Raw genomic sequence first — 25,812 nt, 5'->3', positions numbered from 1 at the left:
TTGACTAATTTTGTCTTTATTGATGAAAAAAGTTATTGAGGTAGGTGATCCGAAATAAGTGCTATTTATAAGACAGTATGAGAAATAGAATTGTTTGCGTTTTTCACCAAAGCTAAACGATATAACATATCAAATATTGACGTTTTTATTCTTTCAATAGAGTTAATTTAATATAAGTTATATTAAATCGCTGAAATGCGTCATCAAGAAATAAACACTATTTTGTTAGTTAAAGGCGAATAATCGCCTTTAACTAACTTGTTATCGAATATTAATATTCTGAGTTGATAACCACTTCCTCACCAAAGCGACCCGCTTTTGGCAACGGTTGGTAAGAGGAATTTGATGCACGGAGAATACGAATCCCACGAATATCCAACTCATGAGCCGCAGCAATATCCGCATCTGCATCACCATAATAGATAGTTAATTTATGGTCACGCATCCAGCTTACTTTATTATTTTTGCCGGGTTCATCACCAGCAAAAATGACTGGATTCATTTTATCTGCAGGAATTCTTAAGCCTTCTTGCACATATTGAGTCACAGTTTCAGTTTTAGTCTGTGTACGGCCTGTAATAAAGTAAACTTTATCACCACGCTCTAAGTGCATTTTAACTAAATCGATGCCCACTTGTTTTGGCATACTGAATTTGTCCCACTCATTATTCATTTTTTCCCAGAATTGAGGGTTTTTCAGATAACTAAAATCATTTGGGGAGAATTCAAGTTTTCCACGGTAGAAACCAGGGCTTGAGAATAAAACGGTATCATCGATATCAAAGCCGACCGCCATTGGCGCTTTGCCTTCTAAACTCTGTTTAATTTGTTCAACAGAGACCCAATGAACTGGTTGTTGTGCCGCTAATTCCGCAACAGTGACTCCAGTACTGACTGTTTCTGGCATTGGAATTTTGGCTTGAGATGTTGCCGTAAAGCTCAGCGCTAATGCAATTGCACTTAACGTTAGTGTGATTTTCTTCATGTTCGATCCTTATAATAGTTTTATTTCGTGATTAACTCCTCACGGGCTGCAATGATAAAAGTTTTCATTACATAAAAATGAGATTCAAATCTCATTGCAGTCATCTATTAATGATTTAAAGGGAAATGAAGATAATTAAAACAAAGAAGTTAAAAACACAAAAATAATAAAAAACCGACACAGTTCCCCATGTCGGTTTTATTATCTAGAAAATCAATTATTGAGGCAGGGCTTGTGGAGCCGGATTATCCTGACCAAAACCTTTTAACCCAACAACATGAACGTGTTCCGTATTGCCGGTCACTTTACGCACCAGTTTATAGGTGGTTCCTTTCTCTGGGCTAATGTTTTCCGGCGCAGCGATAATAAGCTGCATTTCCAGTCTGTCACATAACTCAAATAACGTGGCGATAGACTTCGCATCCAAACGCGCCGCTTCATCCAAGAACAGTAAGCGACATGGAATGATATCTTTCGCACGCAGTCGGCGGGCTTCTTCTTCCCAGCTCTGAACAACCATCACTAAGATAGACATCCCCGTACCAATCGCTTCACCTGTTGACAACGCACCGCTTTCCGCTTTTAACCAACCATCAGAGCCACGGTTAACTTCAACCTCTAACTCTAAGTAGTTACGGTAATCCAACAGTTCTTCACCAATGGTTTGCGGCAAGCGCTGCCCCATATCCATCTGTGGGTTCAGGCGTTGATACAGTTTCGCCATCGCTTCAGAGAAGGTTAAACGTTGGCTAGTAAACAAGTCTTGGTGTAATTCGCTCTCTTCTGATAACACGCTCAACAATAAGGCGTGGCTTTCGCGAATATTCACATTCAGTCTAACCCCTTTAACCTGACCAAATGCCACCGCCTGTAAGCCTTGGTTCAGCATACGAATACGGTTTTGCTCACGCTGGATAGTTTTACGAATGATATTCGCCACACTCTTCGAGCTAATTGCCAGTTTTTGCTCACGGGCAGTTAACTCTTCAGTCAGACGCGCTAACTCAATTTCCATCTGCTCAATCGCATCGATTGGGTCATCGGTACGAATAATATCTTGGCGAATACGCTCACGCAGATGTTGGTAAACTGCGATAAAGAACTGAATTTTACGTTCAGGATGTTTAGGATCTTCGGACATACGCAGTACATCACGAAGATGTTCGTTATCTGCCACCGCTAAACGCAGCGCTCCTAACGCCTTATCCGACATCGAACGTAGACTATCACCATCGGTATAAGCCAATTCGCGACGATGCAGACGACGCTCAACGCCATTATCTTTTACCAAGCGCATCACCGCACACCAACCCGCTTTCGCCATCACAACTTGCTCACGGATTTGGTAATAATCTTTTTCCAGCTTACGCAGGCGTTTTTGCAAGTTATCCATTTCCGCTTCACATAACGTCAGTTGTTTTTCTAACTGGTTAATGCGGCTACGGTTTGCCATAACAGATTGATGTAATTCATCACGACGAATGCTGGCACGCTCTTGCGCATCAGGATCCGCTTTCACACCCATTTCCTGCATTTCTTCTTCAAGTTCTTTCAACATCTCTTGCTTGGTGTCGAATGAACTGCGCAGCGATGCCAGAACTTGATGATATTGAGTACTTTGCGCTTGTTGCTGACGTAATAGCTCACGGGCACGAGTTCTATCTGCTTCTGCATGTTCTAAACGCTGGCGCAGTTTTTCATTCAAGTCCGCATTTTCATTGACCATCCCCGTCGAATCACTGTAGCTAAAGTGCGCGCGACGTTGAGCCACTTCCACCAAGGCAAATGCTTGTTGCTTCGCATTTTGCTGGGTATGTTTCGCCAATTCATATTCTTTACGCAGCTGATCATGTTGCTCAGGATCACTGAGTAATACCGTCACAATCGGCTCTAACTTCGCCAGATTATTACCGTGTTTATTGATGAAATGTGCCGCTTCTTCAGCTTCTGAAAGTTCTTCGCGGATCTCTTCAACGCGATCCACCAGCGTTTCATCCATCAACAAATTCACTTGCGGCAATAAACGGTTTAATGCCAGTAAGTTTTCTTTGCCTTGAGCGAACTGTTGGCGCTGTTGCTGGGTCTGCTCTTCAAATTGGTTCAGTCCACGCTCTAATTCAGTACGTTTTTGATTTAATGTACGAATTTCAGCTTCAGGATCCGCTTCAAATGCCACTGAAATATGCTGACCAATAAATCGGCTAAATGCTTGATGAGCACGCTGAATTTTTTGCACGTCAAATGACAAGGTCGCATAACGCTCCGCCAATTCATCACGCTCAGCACTCAGTGACTCTAAATGGCTTTCACGGGCAGCTCGACCAAATAACGGTAATTCTGGGTAGCGAGAATAACGCCACTGACGCTCTGATGAACGGACTAATACTGCATTTTCAAACTCTTGAGCATCAAAAACACTGTCATCAAATGAGGATGGATCCCCCTCGATAAAATACACATCATCAGGGCAATCTTGTAAATTTTCTAGCTGCTCGCGAACCACGGCCAAGTCTTGTACCACGATACCGTGACGGGCTGGGCCATAAAGCGCCGAGAAATACGCCGCATCTTCAATAGTAATATCGTCGTAGATTTCAGATAACAGCACGCCATTAAAACGCTCCGCCAGTGCCAGCATGCGCCCATCTTCGGCACCACTTGGTTGACTTAAACGTTCGATTTGCTTATCAAGATCACGGCGCTGCGCTGCAACTTCATCACGCTCAACCGTAATTTCCCTTTCTTGCTCCAGAAGTTGCTGCATAAACTCAGTCACTTCAGTGCTATTTTCGAAAGTTTCACCCGATTGTTCGTTAAGCTGAGTTAGTGCTTCTTGTGCCATAATCCACGCAGGCGCTTTCGCGGAAAGCTGGCTGATACGCAGACGAATTTGTTCCAACTCTTGGCGCATTTGCATGCGTTTTTCGCCGCTTTCATTAACGCCAGTACTTAACTCTTCTTGCAGAATTTCTAACTCGGCCATCAAGGCGTCAAGCTCATCGGGCTCAACACTTTGACCATAACGTTTACAGAATTCGCTCAGTAATTTTTCGGCATTACGCTGGCTATCTAAACGCTGTTGCAATTCAGATAATTGCATACGCAGTGGCTGAACACGCTCAGCTAAATGTTGTTGCGATGACCAGTCACGCAGTAACGAACGCGCTTGTGTATACGCATCCCCACGGCTTACGTCGCCTAACATAGTTTTAACTAGCTGATACGCTTGCTCAAACTGGCTATGAGCTGCATCCGCCACGCTCATTTTTTGCTCTAATGCGAGTAAGGCTTCAGTAGCTTGCTGCTCTTTGGCCTCAAAGGTCTCCAGCCATTCATCGACATTTTCAATGGTAAGATCAGGCAGTTGGCAGAGCTCGCGAGCACGGTTTAAGGCATGAAGTGCTTGTTGATATTGAATCGCACGAGTTTGCTGTACATCAAGCGCTTGCTGGTAATCTGCCAGCTGGTTTTTCAGCTCATCCACCTCAAATTCAGCGGCTTGCGCACGAGCATCAAGCTCTTCGTGTTTTTCTGTGGCTTCCGCGACGACTTCGCTCTGTTCTTCAAGGCGATAAGTGAGCTCTTCAATATCGGCTTGGTAGCGGTCAATTTTTTCTTGATGACGTAATGCAGCTTGCACCAGATTTAAATGGTCACTTGCCGCTTGGTAGTCCGCTTCGATTTCTGTCGACGCTTCGTTTTGTTCATTTAATTCACGCGCCATTTCCACACTACGAACTTGTTCAACGCGCAGTTGTTTGCGATTACTGTACAGTTCGTTACGGGCGGCTAATGCTGCATCTAAGTGAATTCGGCGTTCATTTGAGTGGCGCATATAGTCCGCAGATACATAATCTGTGGCTTCGCTGATCAAATGTTTGAATAAATCACGGTCAGATTGTGTAACGCGGATGGCTTCCAGTGTTAAACGGTTTTCACGTAATGCCGCTTCCATATCTTGGAATGCTTTACGTACGCCGCTGTTTTCTGGTAATAAATAGTCACGCAGTGAGCGGGTGATCGCACTGGAAATACCACCATATAAGGAAGCTTCAATCAAACGGTAATATTTACTACGATCCCCTGCTGAACGTAAACGTTTTGGCAGCACACCCAATTCGAATAATACTGAATGGTAATCAGTGATCGAGTTAAATTGCTTAAATTGGATGCCTTCCTGTTTTTCTACGCGCTCTTTCAGGTCATTCAACGGAATAACCTTAGCTTGGCGCCCTTCAAACACTTCCGTTAATACTTCCGTTGGTACTGTTGCTAATGGCACGCCTTGGATCATAAACGGTTTGATATCGACTTTTTTATCGCGTCCCGCTACTTGCTGTAAGCGAACACCGACCATAACGCGTTGATGTTTAGAGTTTAAGACATCCAGCACGGCATAACAGACACCGGGACGCAATTTTCCGTGTAGACCTTTATCACGGGAGCCTGAAGTGGCCCCAGCTTCTGTGGTATTACGGAAATGCAGTAATGTTAAGTCAGGGATCATGGCGGTAATAAAGGCCGCCATGGTGGTGGATTTACCCGCACCATTACCCCCAGACAGGGTGGTGACTAATTCATCAAGGTCAAAAGTACGAGCAAAAAAGCCGTTCCAGTTCACCAGCGTCAGTGAGCGAAATTTTCCGCGTTCAATCATTCTTGTTCATCCTCTTCACTGTCAGCCAGATCTTGACTCTCATCCGTTTCGTCTTCATCGCTGTCTCTTAGCGATAATTCCCCTTCAAGAGAGACCGCTTCACCATCACGGATCATGCGTAATTGTGCTTCTTGTGGATTATCACCACTACGCACATCCGCACCAAAGCGGAATACAGACTCATTAATAATAAATTTGCTGGAGTCATTTTGCAGGAAATAGACCATACCTAAACGACGTAAACGGTTTAAGGAGGTTCTTAGTTTTTCCTGTAATTTTTGTTTATCGAGGTCTGAACCTGTGGAGCGTTGGTTAACAAATTTCAGTAATTTGCTTTCGTCGGCCAGCGACAATAATTCTTCAAACAGCTCTTGAGAGGTAAAGACCCCTTGGTTGGTTAGACGCTCAGGACTCAAATAGAGGTAGCACAGAATTTTACCCACCATCATGTCCAATTCAGACAAAACAGAACGAGGAATTAAGGTGCTAGAACGGGGACGCAAATAGAAGAAGCCTTCTGGTGCCCGGATCAACTCAACATTATAGCGAGCATAAAATTGCTCTAACGGTTCCTGAAAATCCATTAAAAATGCATGATTATCAAGGTCATCAATACTGATATGGCGACCTGCACGCAGTTGGCTGTCGAGCTCAGGAAAAATGGGGTTAGCTAGTGCTTGAACCAGTTTAACTGGCATAAATTGTTCAATATTTGTCGATGACATGTGCCTGTACCTTGGCTCCGTGATCATTAATAGCGCGCCATTCTGCCGGTAATCCCGCCAGATCAGCCTCTGCGATACCTAGTTTTACAGCCTGATCGATAATAATACGCGCAACGTCAAAATGGCGTTTCTGCGGGTATTGCGTCAGATAACTCTGTAATACGTGACCGACATCCAGCGGTTTGTTATCCGTTTTATAGAACGCAAGTTGCGCTTCGATTAACGCCGCTAATTGGTCATTAAGTTCACTGAACTCTTCAAATTCTAGATCAGGTGGAAGTTCCCCCATCACCTCTTGATCATGAAGTGCCAGCTCCTCATCACGCATATCAAAAAGCCTATCCGCATTGGCATAGGTGAGTGCCCAAGGGCTATCGAGGTACTGCTGTACAGATTGACGTAAACGTTGAGAAAATATACGGTTTTTATCCATATCAATTGCTGTACGGATAAATTTGTGAACATGTCGGTCGTAACCAATCCATAAATCAATGGACTGCTGCCCCCAGCTCACAATACGGTCTAGCTTGTTTTGCAAATCAAAGATTAGTCGGTCGACCATTTCCGAGAACTGCGGCGCATTCATGTTAGCTTCTTGAATACGTAGTAAGTTTGCCTGTAGCTTATCGCCAGCCGCTTCTAAAGTATCTTGCAATTCTCTTAATGTGCCGGACGTTTCAGAAAGTAGCTGCTCACAGTTAGCAATTGCCGCCTGCCAGTCTTGGTTTAACAGTGCAGCAATATCATCTTTAACGCTGTTTTGTTGCTCATCCATAATTCGCTGTGACAGGTCAATACTGTCAAAAATTTCAGCGACTGAATATTTTAATGGCGCAAAAACATGACGGTGCCAATAAAATTCATCACCACCTTCTTCGGCTGATTCCGCTGCACGTTGTAGCTCTCCCGCCACAATCGATAACTGCATCGACAATCTTAATGTCGAAAATTCGCGTTGACGAATATAGTAATCACTAATGCCAATGCCGAGTGGCGTTAGACGATAAATCGCATTTCCTTCGACAATGTCGCTGGCAAAGCGGTTAAATATTTTTTGGCGAACCATGTCATTGATGGCGTTGTTCGCTCTGACTGCCAGTGATTCGGTGGTTTGTTCGAAGCCTTTGCACACTTCTCGAAACGCATCCACCAGCTCCCCTTCACTCATTTCACCGTTAACCCGCTCACTGTTAAGTACTGCGACGGCCAGCAAAAATGCTAGGCGCTCTGCGGGTAGGGAAATCGCAAAATCATTTTTTCGTGCCCAAGACACGAGTTCAGGGACGGTCTGGGAAAAATCACTCATAAATCGTCCTTTTGGGTTTGTTTGCGTGCCATGACATGAATATATCGCCCCATACTGATATAGGGTTCTTCACGACAATATTGTTGTTCAAGCGCCAATAACGCTGGAAAGTCTTTTTGTTGTAATTGTCTACTTTGCAAATAATCATGGAACACTCTGACGCCACTTTTGCCTAAAATATCCATACCACAACCAATAAGCCACTCATCAACCTGTTGAGGGAAAAGCGGGTTCTGTGGCGATAATGAACGTTTGCGACGACGCTGGATATGAGGAGTTGCGAGATGAAAATTACCTAAAATTGCATTACGCATCACCAAGCCATTTGCATTATAGAACATGACAGAAAATATGCCTTCCGGTCTGATAATCTCTGCCAGTTGCTCTAATGCATATTTTTGGTCGCTAATCCATTCAAGTACCGCATGAAACAAGACAAAATCAACTGGTTCATCAAGGTGTTGAGCAATATCTTGAACGGCGCAGTGAACAAAGCTGATATTCTCGCTAATTCCTTGTTCATCAGCAAGTACCGATGCCCGTTCTAACATTTCTTCGGATAAATCGCAAAGAATAACCTGATGACCCATTGCGGCTAATTGACGAGAAAAATGCCCTTCTCCGCCGCCCGCATCTAATATACGTAATGTTTGGCCTTGAAAATGCGTTTCCAGTAACTGGGTAAGATCTTGCCAAACTACCGCTTCGCGAATTTTTCCTTTTGTCGTTCCATAAATATTTTTTGCAAATTTATCGACAATATCATCAAAGTTGCGGTCTGCCATCTGCGTTCCAGTTACCTATCATGAGTTATTTACAGCATATCAAAACCAAGAATTATAACAGATAATCTAGCTGTTTTTGCATAGTACTTTATTTTGTATCCGATTTATTTTGCATAGCATTTTATTGCTGATGCAGCTACATTTGACCCTAGTCGCTTACATTATCTTCATGACAGGTTTTCTATGTTATTTCTGCTAAAAAAATACCTTGGCTCACTGTTAATGCCGCTACCCTTATTATTGATCATTGGGGGAATTGGACTGATTTTATTGTGGTTTACCCGTTGGCAAAAAAGTGGAAAATCCTTAGTAACATTAAGCCTTGTTATCATCGCGTTATTAGGGCTACAACCTATTTCAGATCGGTTACTCGCGCCCGTTGAAGGCCCGTATGATAAGCGTTATGAGCTTATCACCACCAATCCACCTAAAGAGATAAAGTATATTGTGGTTTTAGGAGGTGGATTTACCTATAACCCTGATTGGAGTCCTAGCTCGAATTTGCTCAGTAACAGCTTGCCTCGAGTCACTGAAGGGGTACGTCTTTATCTGCAACATCCAGGTAGCAAATTGATTTTTACTGGCGGTAAAGCCAGTAGCCCAATCAGTAGCGCTGAAGTTGCATCTATGGTTGCTCAATCTTTAGGTGTTCCAGCGACAGATACAATCCCGCTAACCGAACCGAAAGATACGCAAGAAGAAGCCTATGAAGTGGAAAAAATTATTGGTAAGCAGCCGTTCTTGTTAGTGACTTCAGCGAACCATTTACCCCGCGCGTTGAAAATGTTTACCAGTCGTGGGATGCAGCCTTATCCAGCTCCGGCTAATCAATTGGTGATCACCAGCGATTTGAATCCTTGGGAGCGCTATATTCCTTCCGCTTTCTATTTTAGCCACAGCGAACGAGCATGGTATGAGCTCATTGGCTCAATTTGGTGGCACTTAAAGCCCGATAATACCCAGACAATTGAAGATAATCAGGCGGAATAAAATACAAAGGGGAAACTTATTCAGTTTCCCCTTGTTTTATCAGACCATTGTTTTATCAAACCATTGTTCACACCGGAAATTATGGCTGAAATTCTTGTCTTACCAATTCAAGATCTTCTGGTGTATCCACCCCTGCACCCGGTGCTTTTTCAGCAACCGCCACATGAATTTTCTCACCATACCAAAGCACGCGAAGCTGCTCTAGCATCTCGATTTTCTCTAATGGGCTTGCATCCCAAGCGATATAACGGCGAATAAAACCCGCGCGATAAGCGTAGATACCAATGTGACGCAAGAAAGTATCACCAATAGTCTCTTTGCTCTTTGCAAATTGGTCTCTATCCCACGGAATTGTCGCTCGAGAAAAATAGAGCGCATAACCGTCTTTGTCCATTACCACCTTCACTGCATTCGGATTAAAGGCTTCTTGTGCACTATGAATGGGGACGGCGAGTGTTCCCATATTTGCCTGACTACCTTGCAAATTATGAGCGACTTGGCGAATAATTTCAGGTGGGATCAGCGGTTCATCGCCTTGCACATTGACAATAATTTCATCATCGGAAAAGCCGTAAGTGTCAATCACTTCAGCCAAACGTTCCGTACCAGATTGATGATCGGGGTTAGTCATACAAGCTTCCCCTCCCGCTGCAATGACCGCGGCAGCGACATCTGGATGGTCAGTTGCAATAATGACTCGGCTAGCACCTGATTTAATCGCTTGCTCCATGACTCGAACAACCATCGGTTTACCGTGAATATCTGCTAAAGGCTTACCCGGTAATCGTGTTGAAGCGTAACGCGCAGGAATAATGACGGTAAACATAGGATTACAGTCCTTCGTCTAAAGCAACTTTACGCGCTTCGTTCTCAAGTAAAACGGGGATGCCATCGCGAACAGGAAAGGCGAGATGATCAAACTTGCAGATTAATTCGAGGTTTTCTTTGTTGTAACTTAGTTTGCCGTGACAGGATGGGCAAGCAACAATTTCAAGTAAACGGTGATCCATGTTTTCTCCCAAATGGATTTAAACTCACTTGGCGTCAGGATATCACATGCAGGTATCACCGTTAACTCTATTCTTGCTTATTAAGATCTCCTGCGAAGAATGAGAGGATAGTGCAGGAGAAATATTTCTGTTAAGAATTCAATTAGTAAGCGATAACGTCTCTTGCCGTTATGCCATCTGAATTACGAGTAACAGAGAACTCGACGTTTTGACCTTCAGATAAAGATTTGATTTTTTTATTCGCAATTGATTTGGTTGTTACGAAGATATCATCGCCACCATTACGAGGTGAAATAAAACCGTAACCTTCTTTTGCGTCAAACCATTTAACTTGGCCCATATGTAATTGAAAATTCATATTGAAACTCCTTCTTGTTCCGAGAACAATTTTTTATATTTGTATCATTACTCTCTACACGTTATTCCATTTATTTTGCTGAACTATTTATTTCGATCAGTTCATTCTGACCTATCTATTCAAGCCAATCTATTAACATAATTAAGAGTAATTAACTTAACCAATTTATGCATCAAATGTTTATGCATATCTTATAACGACCCAAGTGTAGGTTTCAGGCACCACACATTTACCGTGAACTTAACAGTCTATTTTGACATTATGATGACAACACGAAATAGTAGAGTAAGTAGTGTATTGCGAGGATAAGTGACTAACTCAAGAACGGGTCGTAAAATTAAAGCTAGCAAATAATCCACTTATTAATGTATTGCAACTTGGTACATAATAAGTAGATCTGCATCACATTGCAGGTATTATTATCTGAAATTAATCCTAAAAGCAAGCAGTTTTATTTCAGATAAGTGATTTTATTTCACTTAAGATTCGTTTTTCGCCTATTTTATCAAACTGCGCTTCCACAGGAAGATACCACCAATTGGTCTGTGCGAAGGAATGACATTTGACAGCATCCTTTTCAGTCATCAGTAAATTTTGATTTTTTTCTGCTAAAGAAACGAGTTGCTGCTGGCTATAAGCTTGATGATCGGAAAACGCATGGGTATTAACAAGCGTTAATCCTTTGCTTTCTAAAGAAGAGAAAAAACGAGGTGGATGACCAATTCCCGCCATCGCAATCACATTGTTAAGCTCAGTGACCGAGCATTTTTCACCTGAAATGAGGTTCACTGCAATATCCCCTTCTAGGGACATCAGTGTTTCATTTGCGTTAGGAACACCACCATTTACAATCAAGGCATTGACTGTTTTTAATCGCCCTGCACGTTCACGCATTGGCCCCGCAGGTAACCACCAGCCATTACCAAAACGACGCTGCCCATCAATGACGACAATTTCATAGTCACGTTGCAATGCGTAATGCTGTAAACCATCGTCTGTAACAATAATATCTAATTGAAAATTATCGAGTAATGCTTTAATTGCATCACTACGTTTTGGTGCCACGGCAACAGGTGCATGAGTACGATGATAAATCAAAACTGGCTCATCGCCTGCAACTGTCGTGGTTGTCGTCTGGTCTAACACTAGCGGATAATGGTCAGACTGCCCGCCATATCCACGAGATACAACACCCACACGAACACCTTGTTTCATGAGCGATTCAACTAGCCAAATAACCACAGGAGTTTTTCCATTTCCCCCTGCGGTTAAATTCCCTACAACCACAACAGGCACAGGGGCTTTCCATGAGCGAAGAAGTCCAGCTTTATAGCCGATATGACGTACTAACGTTATCAATCCATACAAAAAGGATAACGGAAGCAACAAAATATAGAGCCATGATTTACCGGACCAAATTCGCTCAATCATTCTTAAATTGGATCCTATGTAATTGCGCGTATGCCCCATTTTGGGCTAGTAGCGTTGTGTGGTCACCACGTTCAATGATATGCCCATCTTGTACAACCAAGATTTGATCCGCATTTTCAATAGTGGATAAACGGTGAGCTATCACAAGCGAAGTTCTATTCTTCTGCAATTCGTCTAACGCGGCTTGAATTGCACGCTCTGACTCCGTATCTAATGCTGATGTCGCTTCATCTAAAATCAAAATTGGCGCATCACGCAATAATGCACGAGCAATCGCAATACGCTGGCGTTGACCACCGGAAAGCATCACGCCATTTTCACCAATCATCGTATCTAAGCCTTTATCCAGCTTTTGGATAAAGTCCATGGCGTATGCCATTTCTGCAGCTTTTTCAATTTCCGCTCGGCTATAACGCCCGTCTGTCGCATAGGCAATATTATTCGCAACAGTATCATTGAATAAATAAACATGCTGAGATACGAGAGCGACTTGGCTTCGTAAAGATTCTAAGGTGTAATCACGAATATCATGACCATCAATACGGATACTGCCTTTATCGATATCATAGAAGCGGGTTATTAAGTTAGCGATGGTGGATTTACCGGAACCTGAACGCCCCACTAAAGCAACTGATTTACCAGCAGGCAGCGTAAAAGAAACATCCTCTAGTGCGGGATGCTCTTTGGTTTGATAAGTAAACGTCACTGAGTCGAACTCAATATCACCTTTCACTTGAGTCAGAACTTTCGTTCCTTCATCTTTCTCTTTTTCAGTATCTAAAATCGCAAATAACGTTTGGCATGCTGCCATTCCGCGCTGGAATTGCGCATTCACGTTAGTTAGAGACTTAAGTGGGCGCATTAACGCAAACATGGATGAGAAAACGACACCAATCGTACCTGGTGATAATTGCTCTTTAATTTCAGGGAAACTTGCTGCGTACAAAACAAATGCTAATGCAAAAGAGGCAATCATCTGAACAATAGGGTCAGAAATAGCGGAGGCGCTAACCATCTTCATATTTTGACGGCGCATATTATTGCTGACTTTATCAAAACGTTCAGTTTCGACTTTCTGCCCACCAAAAATAAGGACTTCTTTATGCCCTTTAAGCATTTGCTCGGCGCTAGTCGTCACATGGCCCATACCCGTTTGCATGTTTTTGCTAATTTTACGAAAACGCTTAGAAACCACGCGGATAGTGATAGAGACGACAGGTGCAATGGCAATCAAAATCAGCGACAACTGCCAGCTGTTATAAAACATAATACCAAATAACGCGATGATATAAGTTCCTTCGCGAATAATGGTAATGAGAGCACCGGAAGCCGAAGATGCGACCTGCTCTGAATCATAGGTAATACGCGATAATAAAGTCCCTGTGGATTGCTGGTCAAAATAGCTCACCGGCATTCCCATCATATGACCAAATAATTTGCGGCGCATACTCATCACTACTTTTCCTGACACCCAAGAAACGCAGTATGTAGAGACGAAACTTGAAGATCCACGCACGACCATCAAGCCCAAAATTGCCAGTGGTAACCACTTCAGTGTGTTGTTATCCGCTTTACCAAAACCGTCATCTAATAATGGTTTCAGTAAAGAAATCATAAACGCATCACCTGCGGCGTTGATGATAAGAGCAATTGCTGCAACAACTAACCCAATTTTAAAAGGCGCAATGGTTGGCCATAGGCGCTTAAATGTTTGCTTTGTCGATAGGTCTTGATCATTCATGCTTTTATTACCAGACTTAATGTAAGCGCACTATTCTACAAGGGAAATTGGCTAACACCAAACCACAGATGATACCAACGTGGATTAATTTCTTTCCTGTAACGTAAGATTTCCATTTTTTCTTTATTAAAACATATTGTTACCTGACCTTCCTCCGCCGTATTTAGCCACTGAATATTCTTTTTAGCATAGCGCAAATAGACTTTATCTGATGGAATTTTCCATGGGCTATATCTCGCAGAGGAAACTAATGCGAACGTTGGTTGTACTTTTCGTATAAATAAAGGTGTTGAAGATGTATTACTTCCATGGTGAGGAACAAATAAAATATCCGCTTTAAGCTGCCCATCATTTTGTAATGCTAATCTTTTTTCGCCTTGTTTTTCCAAATCTCCAGTAAGCAATAGTCGCCGATGCCCATCACTAACCTGAATCACGCAAGAATCATTATTATGTGATATTTCAGCTAATTTCTCTGGCCACAATACTTCGAACCTTAACATCCCCCATTGCCAGCGTTGTCCTTGATAACAAGGAAGATGATTGGGTTGGCCAAAGCTACTACGTAGGCTTAACCATGGATATGCTTCAATTAAATCAGATATACCACCAGTATGGTCAAGGTGATTATGACTTAAGATTGCGTTGATAGGTGTGACTTGATGATGCTTTAAGAAAGGAATAATTTGCCGTTTAGCGTTGCTTCCACCATTCCAGAGGTTTCCCGTATCATATAAAACCCCTTGTTGATTTTGCACCATAACCACGGCAAGTCCATGCCCAATATCCAGCATGGTTAAGCACCAGTCATGCTCTTCGTGCTGGCTTTGGCTCTTAGTGAAAAATAATAAAATACCAATACAACTTAATAAACCAAGATAATTTTTATACCAACCAAATAAGATAATAAAAGCAAATGCCCAACAAAAAAACACGCTATAAATAGGCATTGTGTTAATTTCAGTCCAAAAGCCGCTTAAATATATCAATGGCCCTAGCCCAAACTCGAGGATACTATCAATTAACCCGAAAGCAACATTATGCCAAGCACTTATAGGTAACAATAGCGTGCTAAAAATAACGGGCACCACTCCCCAAGTAATAAGCGGCACAAACCATAAATTTGCAAATAAGCTCATAATATTAACACCGTTAAACAACAATACTTGAATAGGTATTAGTAAAATCAATAAACCAATTTGCAGATGAATTAGAGGCATTATTTTTCCCATAATTGGATGGCAACTCAACGTAGGTGAAATGGGAAAAACACGAAACCAATACAGAATAGCTAATACAGCAAAGCTAGATAACCAAAAGCTATCGGAAAGGATAGCAAGCGGATCAAACAATAAAATCCCAGAAATACTCCATAACGCCCATTGCCACGGAAAACAGAAAAATGGCTGCTTACGAATATAAATCCAAAGTAGCAATGCAAATACAGCTCGATTTGCAGGGATCGCAAAATTCGATAACCAAGCATAGAGAATGGCAAATATAACACCTGAAAATAATGGTAAATTCTCCCCTATCCATTTAACGGGTAGGAAAAATTGCAATAAGCGAGCGCATAAATAACCAATTAAATAGGCAATTCCAATGTGTAATCCAGAAATTGCGATCAAGTGTGTCAATCCTGTTGATTGCAATAACTGTGTATGTTCCGTAGAAAGCCGTCCTCTCTCCCCAAACATTAGTGCATAAATAATTCCATGATTTTGTCGTGTCGAAAGTGTTTCGCCGAACTGGTCGATAATTTTTTGCCGTAGAGAACATTGCTGGCCTACTTGTACTGCTTGTTTGATTTTTAGTGTACCGACAACTCGTTGAGCAATGAAATGCCTTTGCAGATCAAATCCGCCCTCATTCAAAGAAGCATGAACTGGATTTAGCTTGCCAACGACATTCCACTTCTGCCCTGCGCATATTCTTTCATGCTTATTCTGTTTTAAATTCCATGATGCATAGAGCGGAGGAAAAATTCGTACTCCATCGACTCTGTCTATCCTTACTCTCTTTTTTACATCGTCCTGATTGAGTGGAATGCTAACAATCGTAATATCCCATTGACGATGAGAACTACTTAAAAAATCGATTTTTTTCTGCACTTCAACACCATGCCAGCAAGCCCAAAGCCAGCTCATTCCCATTAATGCCAAGAATCGAATGCGCTTATTGCGCCAAATAACCATCAGAGTGACTAACAGAATAATACCAGCCACTAAGTAGTGACTAGAACTAGGAAGATTCGGCAAGAAAAGCAACGGAAGCGTACCGATAATCAATGCAATAGCGACTTCTGTATAAGAGAGTTTATCTTGATAGTGGCGGCTAAATTTTCCCATCGACCTTAAACCTACCTACGATTATTTCTGTGCAGATAAGTTAAAGGTATTCAGAGTGATTCAATAACCTTGTAATTAGAAAATTTAAAGCGTTATTCCAAAACTATATGCAATGCAAAAGAGTTAAAAAATTGAGCTGCGAAGCGCTTCGCAAAAATAGCTTTAAATGATGCATTTAATAAGATATTAGAAGGTAATTTAAGAAAAGCAGAATGGGGATATTACAGACATAAAAAAACAGCGCTATATCAATATAGGCGCTGTTTTAGAGTAATAATTAAGATTTACAGTCGATTATTGACCGTAAATATTTACACGATCGCGTAACTCTTTACCTGGTTTGAAGTGGGGAACGTATTTACCTTCCAGTTCCACTTTATCACCTGTTTTTGGGTTACGGCCAACGCGTGGAGCACGGTAGTGAAGAGAAAAACTGCCGAATCCACGGACTTCAATACGCTCGCCTTCAGCTAACGTATCAGCCATATGCTCAAGTATTTCCTTTACAGCTTCCTCAACGGTTTTCGCTGAAAGATGAGACTGCTGGCTAGCCAGTCTTTCAATTAATTCAGACTTGGTCATAGTACCTCCCTAAACTACCGATACAAAGGGGTAACCGAAGTTACCCCCACTTAATTATTCGCCTTTAGCTGCTTTGAAAGCTTCAGCCATTGCATTGTTGCCGAATGCAGTATCTTCTTGCTTGTTCACAGCTGCGACAGCGTCTTTCTCATCAGCTTCGTCTTTAGCGCGAACAGACAGGTTGATTACACGGTTTTTACGGTCAACACCAGTGTATTTAGCTTCAACATCATCACCAACGTTCAGAACCAGAGTTGCATCTTCAACACGGTCACGTGAAGCTTCTGATGCACGCAGGTAACCTTCAACGCCCAGAGTCAGCTCTACAGTTGCACCTTTAGCATCAACTGCGATTACTTTACCAGTAACGATTGCGCCTTTCTTGGTTGCTGCCAGGTAGTTGTTGAATGGATCTTCAGCTAACTGCTTAACGCCCAGAGAGATACGCTCACGCTCTGCGTCGACTTGCAGAACAACAGCTGCGATTTCGTCGCCTTTTTTGTAGTCACGAACTGCTTCTTCGCCTGCAACGTTCCAGGAGATGTCAGACAGGTGAACCAGGCCATCGATGCCGCCGTCCAGACCAATGAAGATACCGAAGTCAGTGATTGACTTGATCTTACCTTCAACACGGTCGCCTTTGTTGTGAGTCTCAGCAAATTGCTGCCATGGGTTAGATTTGCACTGTTTCAGGCCTAAGGAGATACGACGACGTTCTTCATCGATATCCAGAACCATAACTTCAACAACATCACCAACGTTAACAACTTTAGATGGGTGGATGTTTTTGTTAGTCCAATCCATTTCTGAAACGTGAACCAGACCTTCAACGCCTTCTTCGATTTCTACGAAGCAACCGTAGTCAGTCAGGTTAGTAACGCGACCAGTCAGTTTAGTACCTTCTGGGTAACGTTTAGCGATTGCGACCCAAGGATCTTCGCCCAGTTGTTTCAGACCCAGAGAAACACGAGTGCGCTCACGGTCGAATTTCAGAACTTTAACATTGATTTCATCACCAACGTTGACGATTTCGCTTGGGTGTTTAACACGTTTCCAAGCCATGTCAGTGATGTGCAGCAGGCCGTCAACACCGCCCAGATCAACGAATGCACCGTAGTCAGTAAGGTTCTTAACGATACCTTTAACTTCCATGCCTTCTTGCAGATTTTCCAGCAGTTGATCGCGCTCAGCGCTGCTTTCAGATTCAATTACAGCACGACGAGAAACAACAACGTTGTTGCGTTTCTGATCCAGCTTGATTACTTTGAACTCAAGCTCTTTGCCTTCCAAGTGAGTAGTATCACGAACTGGGCGTACATCTACCAGTGAACCTGGTAAGAACGCACGAATGCCGTTCAGTTCTACAGTGAAACCACCTTTAACTTTACCGTTGATAACACCAGTTACAGTTTCAGCTTCTTCGTAAGCTTTTTCCAGCATCAGCCATGCTTCATGACGTTTAGCTTTCTCACGAGACAGAATAGTTTCACCGAAACCATCTTCTACTGCATCCAGAGCTACATCGATTTCGTCGCCAACTTGGATTTCCAGCTCACCCTGAGCATTTTTGAACTGTTCTACTGGGATAGCAGATTCTGATTTAAGACCTGCGTCTACCAGGACTACGTCTTTATCGATAGCAACTACTGTACCGCGTACAATAGAACCAGGACGAGTTTCAATATTCTGCAGGGATTCTTCAAAGAGTTGAGCAAAAGATTCAGTCATATTAATGATCTTCAAGTGTCTTATATTAACGTCCATCTAGCATCCCGCCAAATGGGGTTGTTTCACATACCCCACAACATTCCTTGTCGCAAGGTTTTAACCATGCTAGAAAATAACCAGCATGGAGGTAATTGCGTATATTATCTAATTATAAGCTAAAATAAAGCCTATTATCACGATAATTGTAGAATTTTTTTCGCGTAGGTACGTGCTTTTTCAATAACTTCCTCAATAGACATACTTGTGGAATCCAGCACTAACGCATCTTTAGCGGCAATAAGAGGAGCAACCGGACGGTTACGATCCCGATAATCGCGCTCTTGAATTTCGGTCAAAAGTCGCTCAAAGTTAACATCAAACCCTTTCTCCTGCAACTGCTTCATCCGGCGATGAGCTCGCTCCTCAGCGGAGGCATCCAGAAAAATTTTCACTGGTGCATCAGGAAAAACTACTGTTCCCATATCACGACCATCTGCGATTAAGCCGGGCATCATTCTAAATGCACGCTGACGTCTTAACAGGGCTTCACGCACTCGGGGAAACGTGGCTGTTTGAGATGCAGTGTTCCCGACGGTTTCTTGCCTAATTTCATTAGACACATCTTCACCTTCGAGAATGACTTTTAAACGATTTTCTTCAGGTACAAAACGCACATCTAAATTTGCAGCTAAAGGCACTAAAGCATCTTCAGATTGAATATCGACGTGGTGATGCAGAGCCGCTAGCGCTAATACGCGGTAAATTGCACCAGAGTCTAATAATTGCCATCCAAATTCATTTGCTAATGCTTGGCAAAGAGTACCTTTACCCGCTCCGCTTGGTCCATCAACGGTGATTACAGGGGCGATAGCCACCATAAAAAATCTCCTTTCCTGCAAATAGCCTCAGCTACCCGCAATTAAAATCTGTGGGGATATTATACCTACTCATCGATATTGTGAAATACGCAGGTGGGTTTGTTACAAATAAAAATAGGTGAAAATAAGGAAAATGAAAGGAAAAGATTGGTTGATAACACATTGATGTTAATCAACCAATCCAATTCGGTTAGTGGCTTAATCGCGCGAGTTGTTGGAAATAATCTGGGAAAGTTTTTGCTGTACAACCCGGATCTAAAATCGTTACCGGGGTATCGGAGAGTGCCACCAACGAGAAGCACATCGCGATACGATGATCATTATAGGTTTCAATTTCAGCATGTTTTAGCTGGGCTGGTGGCACGACACGGATAAAGTCGTGCCCTTCTTCAACTTCTGCACCCACTTTACGTAGCTCAGTTGCCATCGCAAATAAGCGATCCGTTTCTTTCACTCGCCAGTTATAGATATTACGAATGACAGTCTCACCTTTTGCAAACAGAGCAACCGTTCCGATAGTCATCGCTGCGTCGGGAATAGCGTTCATATCCATATCAATGCCGTTCAGAGTTCCACGCTCACATTCAACGTAATCATCCCCCCAGCGGATAATTGCACCCATTTTTTCCAAAACGTTAGCGAATTTCGTATCACCCTGTAAGCTATTGCGGCCAATCCCAGTGACTCGAACGACGCCACCTTTAATCGCTGCGGCGGCTAGGAAATAGGAAGCGGAAGATGCATCCCCCTCGACAAGGTATTCACCCGGAGATACGTAATGTTGCTGACCTTTGATCACAAATTTTTGGTATTGATGATTTTCAACATTCACACCGAAGGTTTTCATTAATGCCAGCGTAATGTCGATATAAGGTTTGGAAACCAGCTCGCCTGCAATCGTAATCACCGTGTCCTGAGAAGCTAAAGGCGCCGCCATTAATAATGCAGTTAAGAATTGGCTAGAAACAGAGCCATCTACGGAGATATTCCCACCAACAAAGCCGCCATTTAAACGCATCGGTGGGTAATTTTCTTGTTCAAGATAGTCAATCTTAGCGCCGCCTTCTCTTAAGGCATCCACTAAATGACCAATCGGGCGCTCTTTCATGCGCGGTTCGCCCGTTAATACAATATTATTTGCGCATAATGACAGTGCGGCCGTTAATGGGCGCATTGCGGTGCCCGCATTACCTAAAAAGATCTCAAGTTCGCCTTGATGAGATAAACAGCCATTTATCCCTTCAACTTGGCAACGAGTTTTATCTTCAGATAATTGATATTTAACACCTAGCTGGCTTAATGCATTCAGCATATGGCGAATATCATCGCTGTCTAATAAATTAGTGAGTACCGTAGTGCCTTTTGCCATAGCGGCTAAGAGAAGTGCGCGGTTGGAGACACTTTTTGACCCCGGCAGATTAATGGTGCCATTAATTGAAGAAATTGGTTGTAATGTCAGGGATTGCATGAAAAGTGATTTCTCCGATGTGATTTGCTACTTTTTTATCGTTATTTAAATGAATGAGCCGACTCGCTCTTCCTGAGCAAATCGGCCTAACAACTAGTACATCATAAATTAGGCATGATGACGTTCAAAATCAGCCATAAAGTCAACTAACGCCTGAACACCCGCCAGCGGCATCGCATTGTAAATAGATGCGCGCATTCCGCCGGAAACCTTATGGCCTTTTAGTGATAATAACCCTTGGTTTTTAGCATCTTCGATAAATGTTGTATCCAATGCAGGGTTTTGCATTTGGAATGGTACGTTCATCCAAGAGCGATTCTCCACCGCGACGCGGTTAATATAGAATTCACTGTCATCGATTGCGCTATACAGCAACTGTGATTTTTCATAGTTACGTTTTGCGATTTCCTGCAATCCGCCTTGCTCTTTTAACCATTTGAAAACCATACCCGCTAAATACCAAGCAAAAGTTGGCGGAGTATTGAACATGGACTCATATTGCGCAAGTACAGTGTAATCAAAAACAGATGGCGTTTGAGGTGAAGCTTTGCCGAGCAGATCTTCACGAATGATAACCAGCGTTAAGCCTGCTGGACCAATATTTTTCTGTGCGCCAGCATAAATCACGCCATAGCGGCTTACATCGATAGGTTTAGATAAAATCGCAGATGAATAATCAGCAACTATAATTTTGTCCGCTGGGAAATCAGGCTCTTCATGGATAGCTAAGCCACCAATGGTTTCATTCGGGCAATAATGAACATAGGCAGCATCTTTACTTAATGGCCATTCACTCATTGGTTTGATGCTAACAACGCCGTTATTTTCTTGAACGACATCAATCACGTTCGGGGTGCAATATTTTTGAGCTTCTTTAGCAGCTGATTCAGACCAATAGCCACTGACAATGTAGTCTGCTGTCGTTTTATCACCTAACAGGTTCATTGGCAGTGTGGCAAAATGAGCACGAGCACCACCATGACAGAATAAAACTTTATAGTTATCAGGAATATTTAATAAGTCGCGTAAATCTTGTTCTGCTTCTTTCGCAACTTCAATAAAATCTTTCCCGCGATGGCTCACTTCCATCACAGAAACCCCTAAACCTTTCCAGTTACAAAATTCTTGCTCTGCACGGCGCATGACTTCAACGGGTAACATTGCCGGCCCTGCGCTGAAATTATAAACCTGACTCATTGACCTTACCTACCTTCAATATTGTTAGTTAACATCACTCAGATACCTAAAGTTGTATCATTCCGAGCCACTAGCTGCAACGGTTATTACGTATCGATAGCAAAAACAAAAGGTCAAATTTGAAGGGTAAAAAAAGAAAACAATTTTGTTAATAGCGTCACAGAATCCGCTACCACAATTTTATGAAGTAATGTGTACTAAAAAGGAGATAAAATCTCGAATCTGCTTTATTTTGCAGTTGGGGATTTAATGATGAAAAGCGGGCAATAACCACCCGCTTTAAAGACAAAAACTAACTAATCACTTTACTGACGATTTCAATCGCTTCTTTCTCAATCAAGTGAAGATGTTCTTCACCACGGAAACTTTCACAGTAAATTTTGTAAGCTTCTTCAGTGCCTGATGGGCGAGCTGCAAACCAACCATAGTCAGTCATGATTTTTAACCCGCCAATTGATGCCCCATTGCCCGGAGCCGCCGTTAAACGCTGAGTAATTTTATCACCCGCTAATGTATCTGCTGATACCATTTCTGGCGATAACTTGCTTAACTTAGCTTTCTGCTCGTGGGTTGCTTTCGCTTGGATACGACTGTAGATTGGTGCGCCAAATTTTTCAGCGAGTTTATTATAACGCTGCTGAGGGTTTTCCCCTGTTACTGCTGTAATTTCTGCAGCAAGCAGACATAAAATAATACCGTCTTTATCTGTCGACCATGGCGTGCCATCAAATTTTAAAAATGAAGCACCAGCACTCTCTTCGCCACCAAAACCAAGGCTGCCATTAAATAAGCCATCCACAAACCATTTAAAGCCAACAGGCACTTCAATGAGTTCACGGCCAATATCATTAACAACACGGTCAATCATGGCGCTGGAAACTAACGTTTTACCTACAGCAACTTCTTTGCCCCATTGAGGGCGATGTTGAAATAGATAGTCAATCGCAACAGCAAGGTAGTGGTTAGGGTTCATTAATCCACTTGGGGTAACAATGCCGTGGCGGTCATAATCCGGATCGTTCGCAAATGCTAAATCAAACTTTTCTTTCATTCCCAGCAAGCCAGCCATCGCCCAACGGGATGAACAGTCCATGCGGATCACACCATCGTGGTCTAATGGCATAAAGCGGAATGTTTGGTCAAGCTGGTCATTAACAATTTCAATATCTAACTGATAATACTCTGCAATTTTTTTCCAGTATTCAATACCGGAACCGCCCAGAGGGTCGACGCCGATTTTTAATCCTGATTTTTGGATAGCTTGCATATCCACAACTTCGCCGAGTGCGCGAACGTATGGCATCACCAGATCTTGCTCTGTCACAAAACCACTCGCCATTGCATCGGCAAAATCTAAGCACTTCACACCATCAAGATCTGCTGCAAGTAATTGATTAGCATTCTGTTCAATAACCGATGTCAAATCTGTATCCGCAGGACCACCGTTAGCAGGATTATATTTAATTCCACCATCTTCCGGTGGATTATGGGATGGAGTGATTACGATGCCGTCAGCAACATCTTGATGCGCTTTGTTATAGCTTAAAATCGCGTGGGAGATAGCCGGAGTTGGGGTAAAACCGTTATCTTCTTGAACAATAACATGAACTTGGTTAGCTGCTAATACTTCGATCACCGATATAAAAGCTGCTTCTGACAGCGCATGGGTATCTTTACCCACATAACAAGGTCCTGATACCCCTTGCTGCTTACGCAGATCAGCTATCGCTTGAGCGATTGCCAGAATGTGGTTTTCATTAAAGTTTTTACGCAGCGAACTACCACGATGCCCAGAAGTCCCAAACTTGACAGCCTGAGAAGACACATCGGGATCTGGCTGCTGGGTATAATATTGAGCTGTTAACTGAGCAACGTTAATCAAATCACTTTGAAATGGAAGCTGCCCTGCTCGTTCATGAATTGCCACTTGTTATCTCCCAAAGCACTGATGCTTAGCGTGAAACACCAGTGACTTCACAATGTTTAGATGACTATCAAGGTTAGATAGCATTACTAAGATTAGATAGTATTTACCAAAGTTAAATCGTATTGCCGACTTTTTCGATGACATTCGCTGGGAAGTTCATCTCTTGCATAATCGCATCAATCATACTGCGCTTGCGATTAGTGTTGGTGTTAGTGATCACCCAATACGGCGTGCCCGGTATATGGCGAGGTTTTGATTGCTTGCCCGCAGCCAGTAGTGTTTGCTCATCACCAGCAAAATAAACACGGGTGCGGCCATGCATCGATTCTGTTGCGCTCTCAAAACTTTTCGCATCTAAGCTGTATAGCGTTGAAAGAATTAGCATAAAGCGGTCAATCGCCTTATTTTTTTCTGCATAAGCATCAGATAATAATAATTCTCTGATCACTCTCACAGGGTTTTGAGCAACCACCTTGGTATTCATCACCGGCGCATCTTGTGGCGCTAACGGTGCTACACTCACTTCTTTTGCGGGTACTGGCTGCTGCGCGGATTTGAAATTTAGCATACGGCGTAAAATATCCGATGCACTTTCACCGATATGCTGTGTGTGACTTGCAATATAGCGGTAAAGCTCTTCATCAACTTCTATCGTTTTCATTTTTTCCCAGTACTTTCTTAAACTAAAATTCGCGCCAGATTATAAGCCAGAATTAAAAAAAACAAAACAATTAAAATTTCAATAACTTAAAACAAACAACGAGTTAAGTTTCATGGGATTTCAGTAGGTTACCTTGTTCTGATTATACAGATTTGGTTTTTTGGCATCACCATGCCATGATAAGTCACCAACCTGGCAAACAATATCAATCGTAGTCCAAATATGACCGAATTACTCAATTATACAATCCATAAACCTGAAAATCCGATCACCGTCACCCCCGTCGTTTTGATCCATGGACTCTTTGGTGACCTGAATAATTTAGGTGTTTTAGGTCGCGACTTACAAAACTATTTCGATACTATTCAAATCGATGTACGCAACCATGGTGACTCATTTCGTTCTGACGAAATGGAATACCAACAGATGGCCGAAGATGTGATTTCGCTCGTAAAATCCCTTGGTTACCACAATGCCATTCTTATTGGGCACTCTATGGGTGGCAAAATTGCCATGGCTGCCAGTGAGATAGCGCCTGATTTTATCGAAAAAATTGTGGCCATCGATATCGCACCTGTCGCTTACAACGTTCGCCGCCATGACGAAATTATTGCTGCGCTAGAAGCAACAACTCAAGCGCACGCTAAAACCCGCCAAGAGGCTAGCGGCATTATGCGCGAATTCATTCCCGAAGAAGGTGTCATTCAATTCTTACTAAAATCCTTTAAACAAGGTGAGTGGAAATTCAATCTTTCGGCAATCAAAGCTAACTATGAAAAGATCATCGGTTGGAAAACTGTGCCAAAATGGGATAAACCCGTGTTACTGATCCCCGGCGGAAATTCGCCCTATGTGCAAGCCGAATACCGCGACGACATTGCTGCGCAGTTTCCTCAAGCTAAAGCTTGGGTGGTTGCCGATGCCGGACATTGGGTTCATGCCGAAAAACCAGAGCATGTATTACGAGCGATTCACCGCTTTTTAGCTATTCCTGACTGATCTAACCGCATTGACTCCCGCAATCCTGATATTGAATATTCAAATCGTCAATATCAG

Annotated in this window: 20 protein-coding genes; 2 read left to right on the top strand and 18 right to left on the bottom strand. The window is 42.7% G+C overall.

Going from position 1 to position 25,812, the window contains the following annotated elements:
- Positions 1–271: 271 nt before the first annotated feature.
- The 5 genes from aphA to cmoM all read right to left on the bottom strand — a co-directional run bounded on the left by aphA (position 272) and on the right by cmoM (position 8,458).
- Positions 272–985: an acid phosphatase AphA gene (gene aphA, locus H0913_RS06855; RefSeq protein WP_154604241.1), complete on the bottom strand. Its 714-nt coding sequence runs from the start codon at positions 983–985 to the stop codon at positions 272–274.
- A gap of 217 nt (positions 986–1,202) precedes the next feature.
- Positions 1,203–5,642, bottom strand: coding sequence for a chromosome partition protein MukB (mukB, locus tag H0913_RS06850; protein ID WP_154639098.1), 4,440 nt, complete (start codon positions 5,640–5,642; stop codon positions 1,203–1,205).
- Entirely contained in the window at positions 5,639–6,367 is a 729-nt protein-coding gene (mukE, locus tag H0913_RS06845; protein ID WP_154639097.1) for a chromosome partition protein MukE, read from the bottom strand. Before mukE ends, mukB begins: the two co-directional genes overlap by 4 nt.
- Positions 6,348–7,673 carry a chromosome partition protein MukF gene (gene mukF / locus H0913_RS06840; protein ID WP_132494492.1) on the bottom strand — a complete coding sequence of 442 codons (1,326 nt, stop codon included), beginning with the start codon at positions 7,671–7,673 and terminating at the stop codon, positions 6,348–6,350. The genes mukE and mukF overlap by 20 nt, the downstream gene beginning before the upstream one ends.
- Positions 7,670–8,458: a tRNA uridine 5-oxyacetic acid(34) methyltransferase CmoM gene (gene cmoM / locus H0913_RS06835; RefSeq protein WP_108478905.1), complete on the bottom strand. Its 789-nt coding sequence runs from the start codon at positions 8,456–8,458 to the stop codon at positions 7,670–7,672. Before cmoM ends, mukF begins: the two co-directional genes overlap by 4 nt.
- A gap of 183 nt (positions 8,459–8,641) precedes the next feature.
- On the opposite strand from cmoM, the gene elyC reads away from it, so the two are divergent.
- Positions 8,642–9,448 (top strand): envelope biogenesis factor ElyC, encoded by an 807-nt coding sequence (gene elyC, locus H0913_RS06830; RefSeq protein ID WP_154604246.1) that lies wholly within the window; start codon positions 8,642–8,644, stop codon positions 9,446–9,448.
- A 79-nt stretch (positions 9,449–9,527) separates the two neighbouring features.
- Here elyC and kdsB read toward each other — a convergent pair whose 3' ends face one another.
- The 13 genes from kdsB to seqA form a co-directional block, all read right to left on the bottom strand.
- Positions 9,528–10,274: a 3-deoxy-manno-octulosonate cytidylyltransferase gene (gene kdsB / locus H0913_RS06825; protein ID WP_154639096.1), complete on the bottom strand. Its 747-nt coding sequence runs from the start codon at positions 10,272–10,274 to the stop codon at positions 9,528–9,530.
- A 4-nt stretch (positions 10,275–10,278) separates the two neighbouring features.
- Complete coding sequence (locus tag H0913_RS06820; RefSeq protein ID WP_036951756.1) at positions 10,279–10,458, bottom strand: Trm112 family protein; 180 nt, start codon at positions 10,456–10,458, stop codon at positions 10,279–10,281.
- Between the two features lie 142 nt (positions 10,459–10,600).
- Entirely contained in the window at positions 10,601–10,816 is a 216-nt protein-coding gene (locus H0913_RS06815; protein ID WP_036951758.1) for a cold-shock protein, read from the bottom strand.
- Positions 10,817–11,272: 456 nt separating this feature from the next.
- Positions 11,273–12,247: a tetraacyldisaccharide 4'-kinase gene (gene lpxK, locus H0913_RS06810; protein WP_181478293.1), complete on the bottom strand. Its 975-nt coding sequence runs from the start codon at positions 12,245–12,247 to the stop codon at positions 11,273–11,275.
- On the bottom strand, positions 12,240–13,988 hold the full coding sequence (gene msbA / locus H0913_RS06805) for a lipid A ABC transporter ATP-binding protein/permease MsbA (protein WP_154639094.1): 1,749 nt from the start codon (positions 13,986–13,988) through the stop codon (positions 12,240–12,242). Before msbA ends, lpxK begins: the two co-directional genes overlap by 8 nt.
- A gap of 35 nt (positions 13,989–14,023) precedes the next feature.
- A complete protein-coding gene (locus H0913_RS06800) occupies positions 14,024–16,336 on the bottom strand; it encodes a DNA internalization-related competence protein ComEC/Rec2 (RefSeq protein ID WP_181478291.1) in 2,313 nt (770 codons plus the stop codon).
- A 294-nt stretch (positions 16,337–16,630) separates the two neighbouring features.
- Positions 16,631–16,918, bottom strand: coding sequence for an integration host factor subunit beta (gene ihfB, locus H0913_RS06795; protein WP_006657810.1), 288 nt, complete (start codon positions 16,916–16,918; stop codon positions 16,631–16,633).
- 54 nt (positions 16,919–16,972) lie between these two features.
- Positions 16,973–18,646 carry a 30S ribosomal protein S1 gene (gene rpsA / locus H0913_RS06790; protein ID WP_006662163.1) on the bottom strand — a complete coding sequence of 558 codons (1,674 nt, stop codon included), beginning with the start codon at positions 18,644–18,646 and terminating at the stop codon, positions 16,973–16,975.
- A gap of 173 nt (positions 18,647–18,819) precedes the next feature.
- A complete protein-coding gene (gene cmk / locus H0913_RS06785) occupies positions 18,820–19,503 on the bottom strand; it encodes a (d)CMP kinase (protein ID WP_036951769.1) in 684 nt (227 codons plus the stop codon).
- A 190-nt stretch (positions 19,504–19,693) separates the two neighbouring features.
- A complete protein-coding gene (gene aroA / locus H0913_RS06780; protein WP_181478289.1) occupies positions 19,694–20,971 on the bottom strand; it encodes a 3-phosphoshikimate 1-carboxyvinyltransferase in 1,278 nt (425 codons plus the stop codon).
- A gap of 108 nt (positions 20,972–21,079) precedes the next feature.
- Complete coding sequence (gene serC, locus H0913_RS06775) at positions 21,080–22,168, bottom strand: 3-phosphoserine/phosphohydroxythreonine transaminase (RefSeq protein ID WP_181478287.1); 1,089 nt, start codon at positions 22,166–22,168, stop codon at positions 21,080–21,082.
- Positions 22,169–22,460: 292 nt separating this feature from the next.
- Positions 22,461–24,095 (bottom strand): phosphoglucomutase (alpha-D-glucose-1,6-bisphosphate-dependent), encoded by a 1,635-nt coding sequence (gene pgm, locus H0913_RS06770; RefSeq protein WP_181478285.1) that lies wholly within the window; start codon positions 24,093–24,095, stop codon positions 22,461–22,463.
- A 112-nt stretch (positions 24,096–24,207) separates the two neighbouring features.
- The gene (gene seqA / locus H0913_RS06765; RefSeq protein WP_154604253.1) at positions 24,208–24,756 is read right to left on the bottom strand and encodes a replication initiation negative regulator SeqA; all 549 of its coding nucleotides are present in this window, start codon (positions 24,754–24,756) and stop codon (positions 24,208–24,210) included.
- A gap of 222 nt (positions 24,757–24,978) precedes the next feature.
- On the opposite strand from seqA, the gene ybfF reads away from it, so the two are divergent.
- Positions 24,979–25,755, top strand: coding sequence for an esterase (ybfF, locus tag H0913_RS06760; RefSeq protein WP_181478283.1), 777 nt, complete (start codon positions 24,979–24,981; stop codon positions 25,753–25,755).
- Positions 25,756–25,812 lie beyond the last annotated feature (57 nt).

It is taken from the genome of Providencia rettgeri, from assembly GCF_013702265.1.
Lineage (GTDB): Bacteria > Pseudomonadota > Gammaproteobacteria > Enterobacterales > Enterobacteriaceae > Providencia > Providencia zhijiangensis.
Note: the sequence above shows the minus strand (reverse complement) of the source record. Positions and strands in the feature narration are given on the sequence as shown.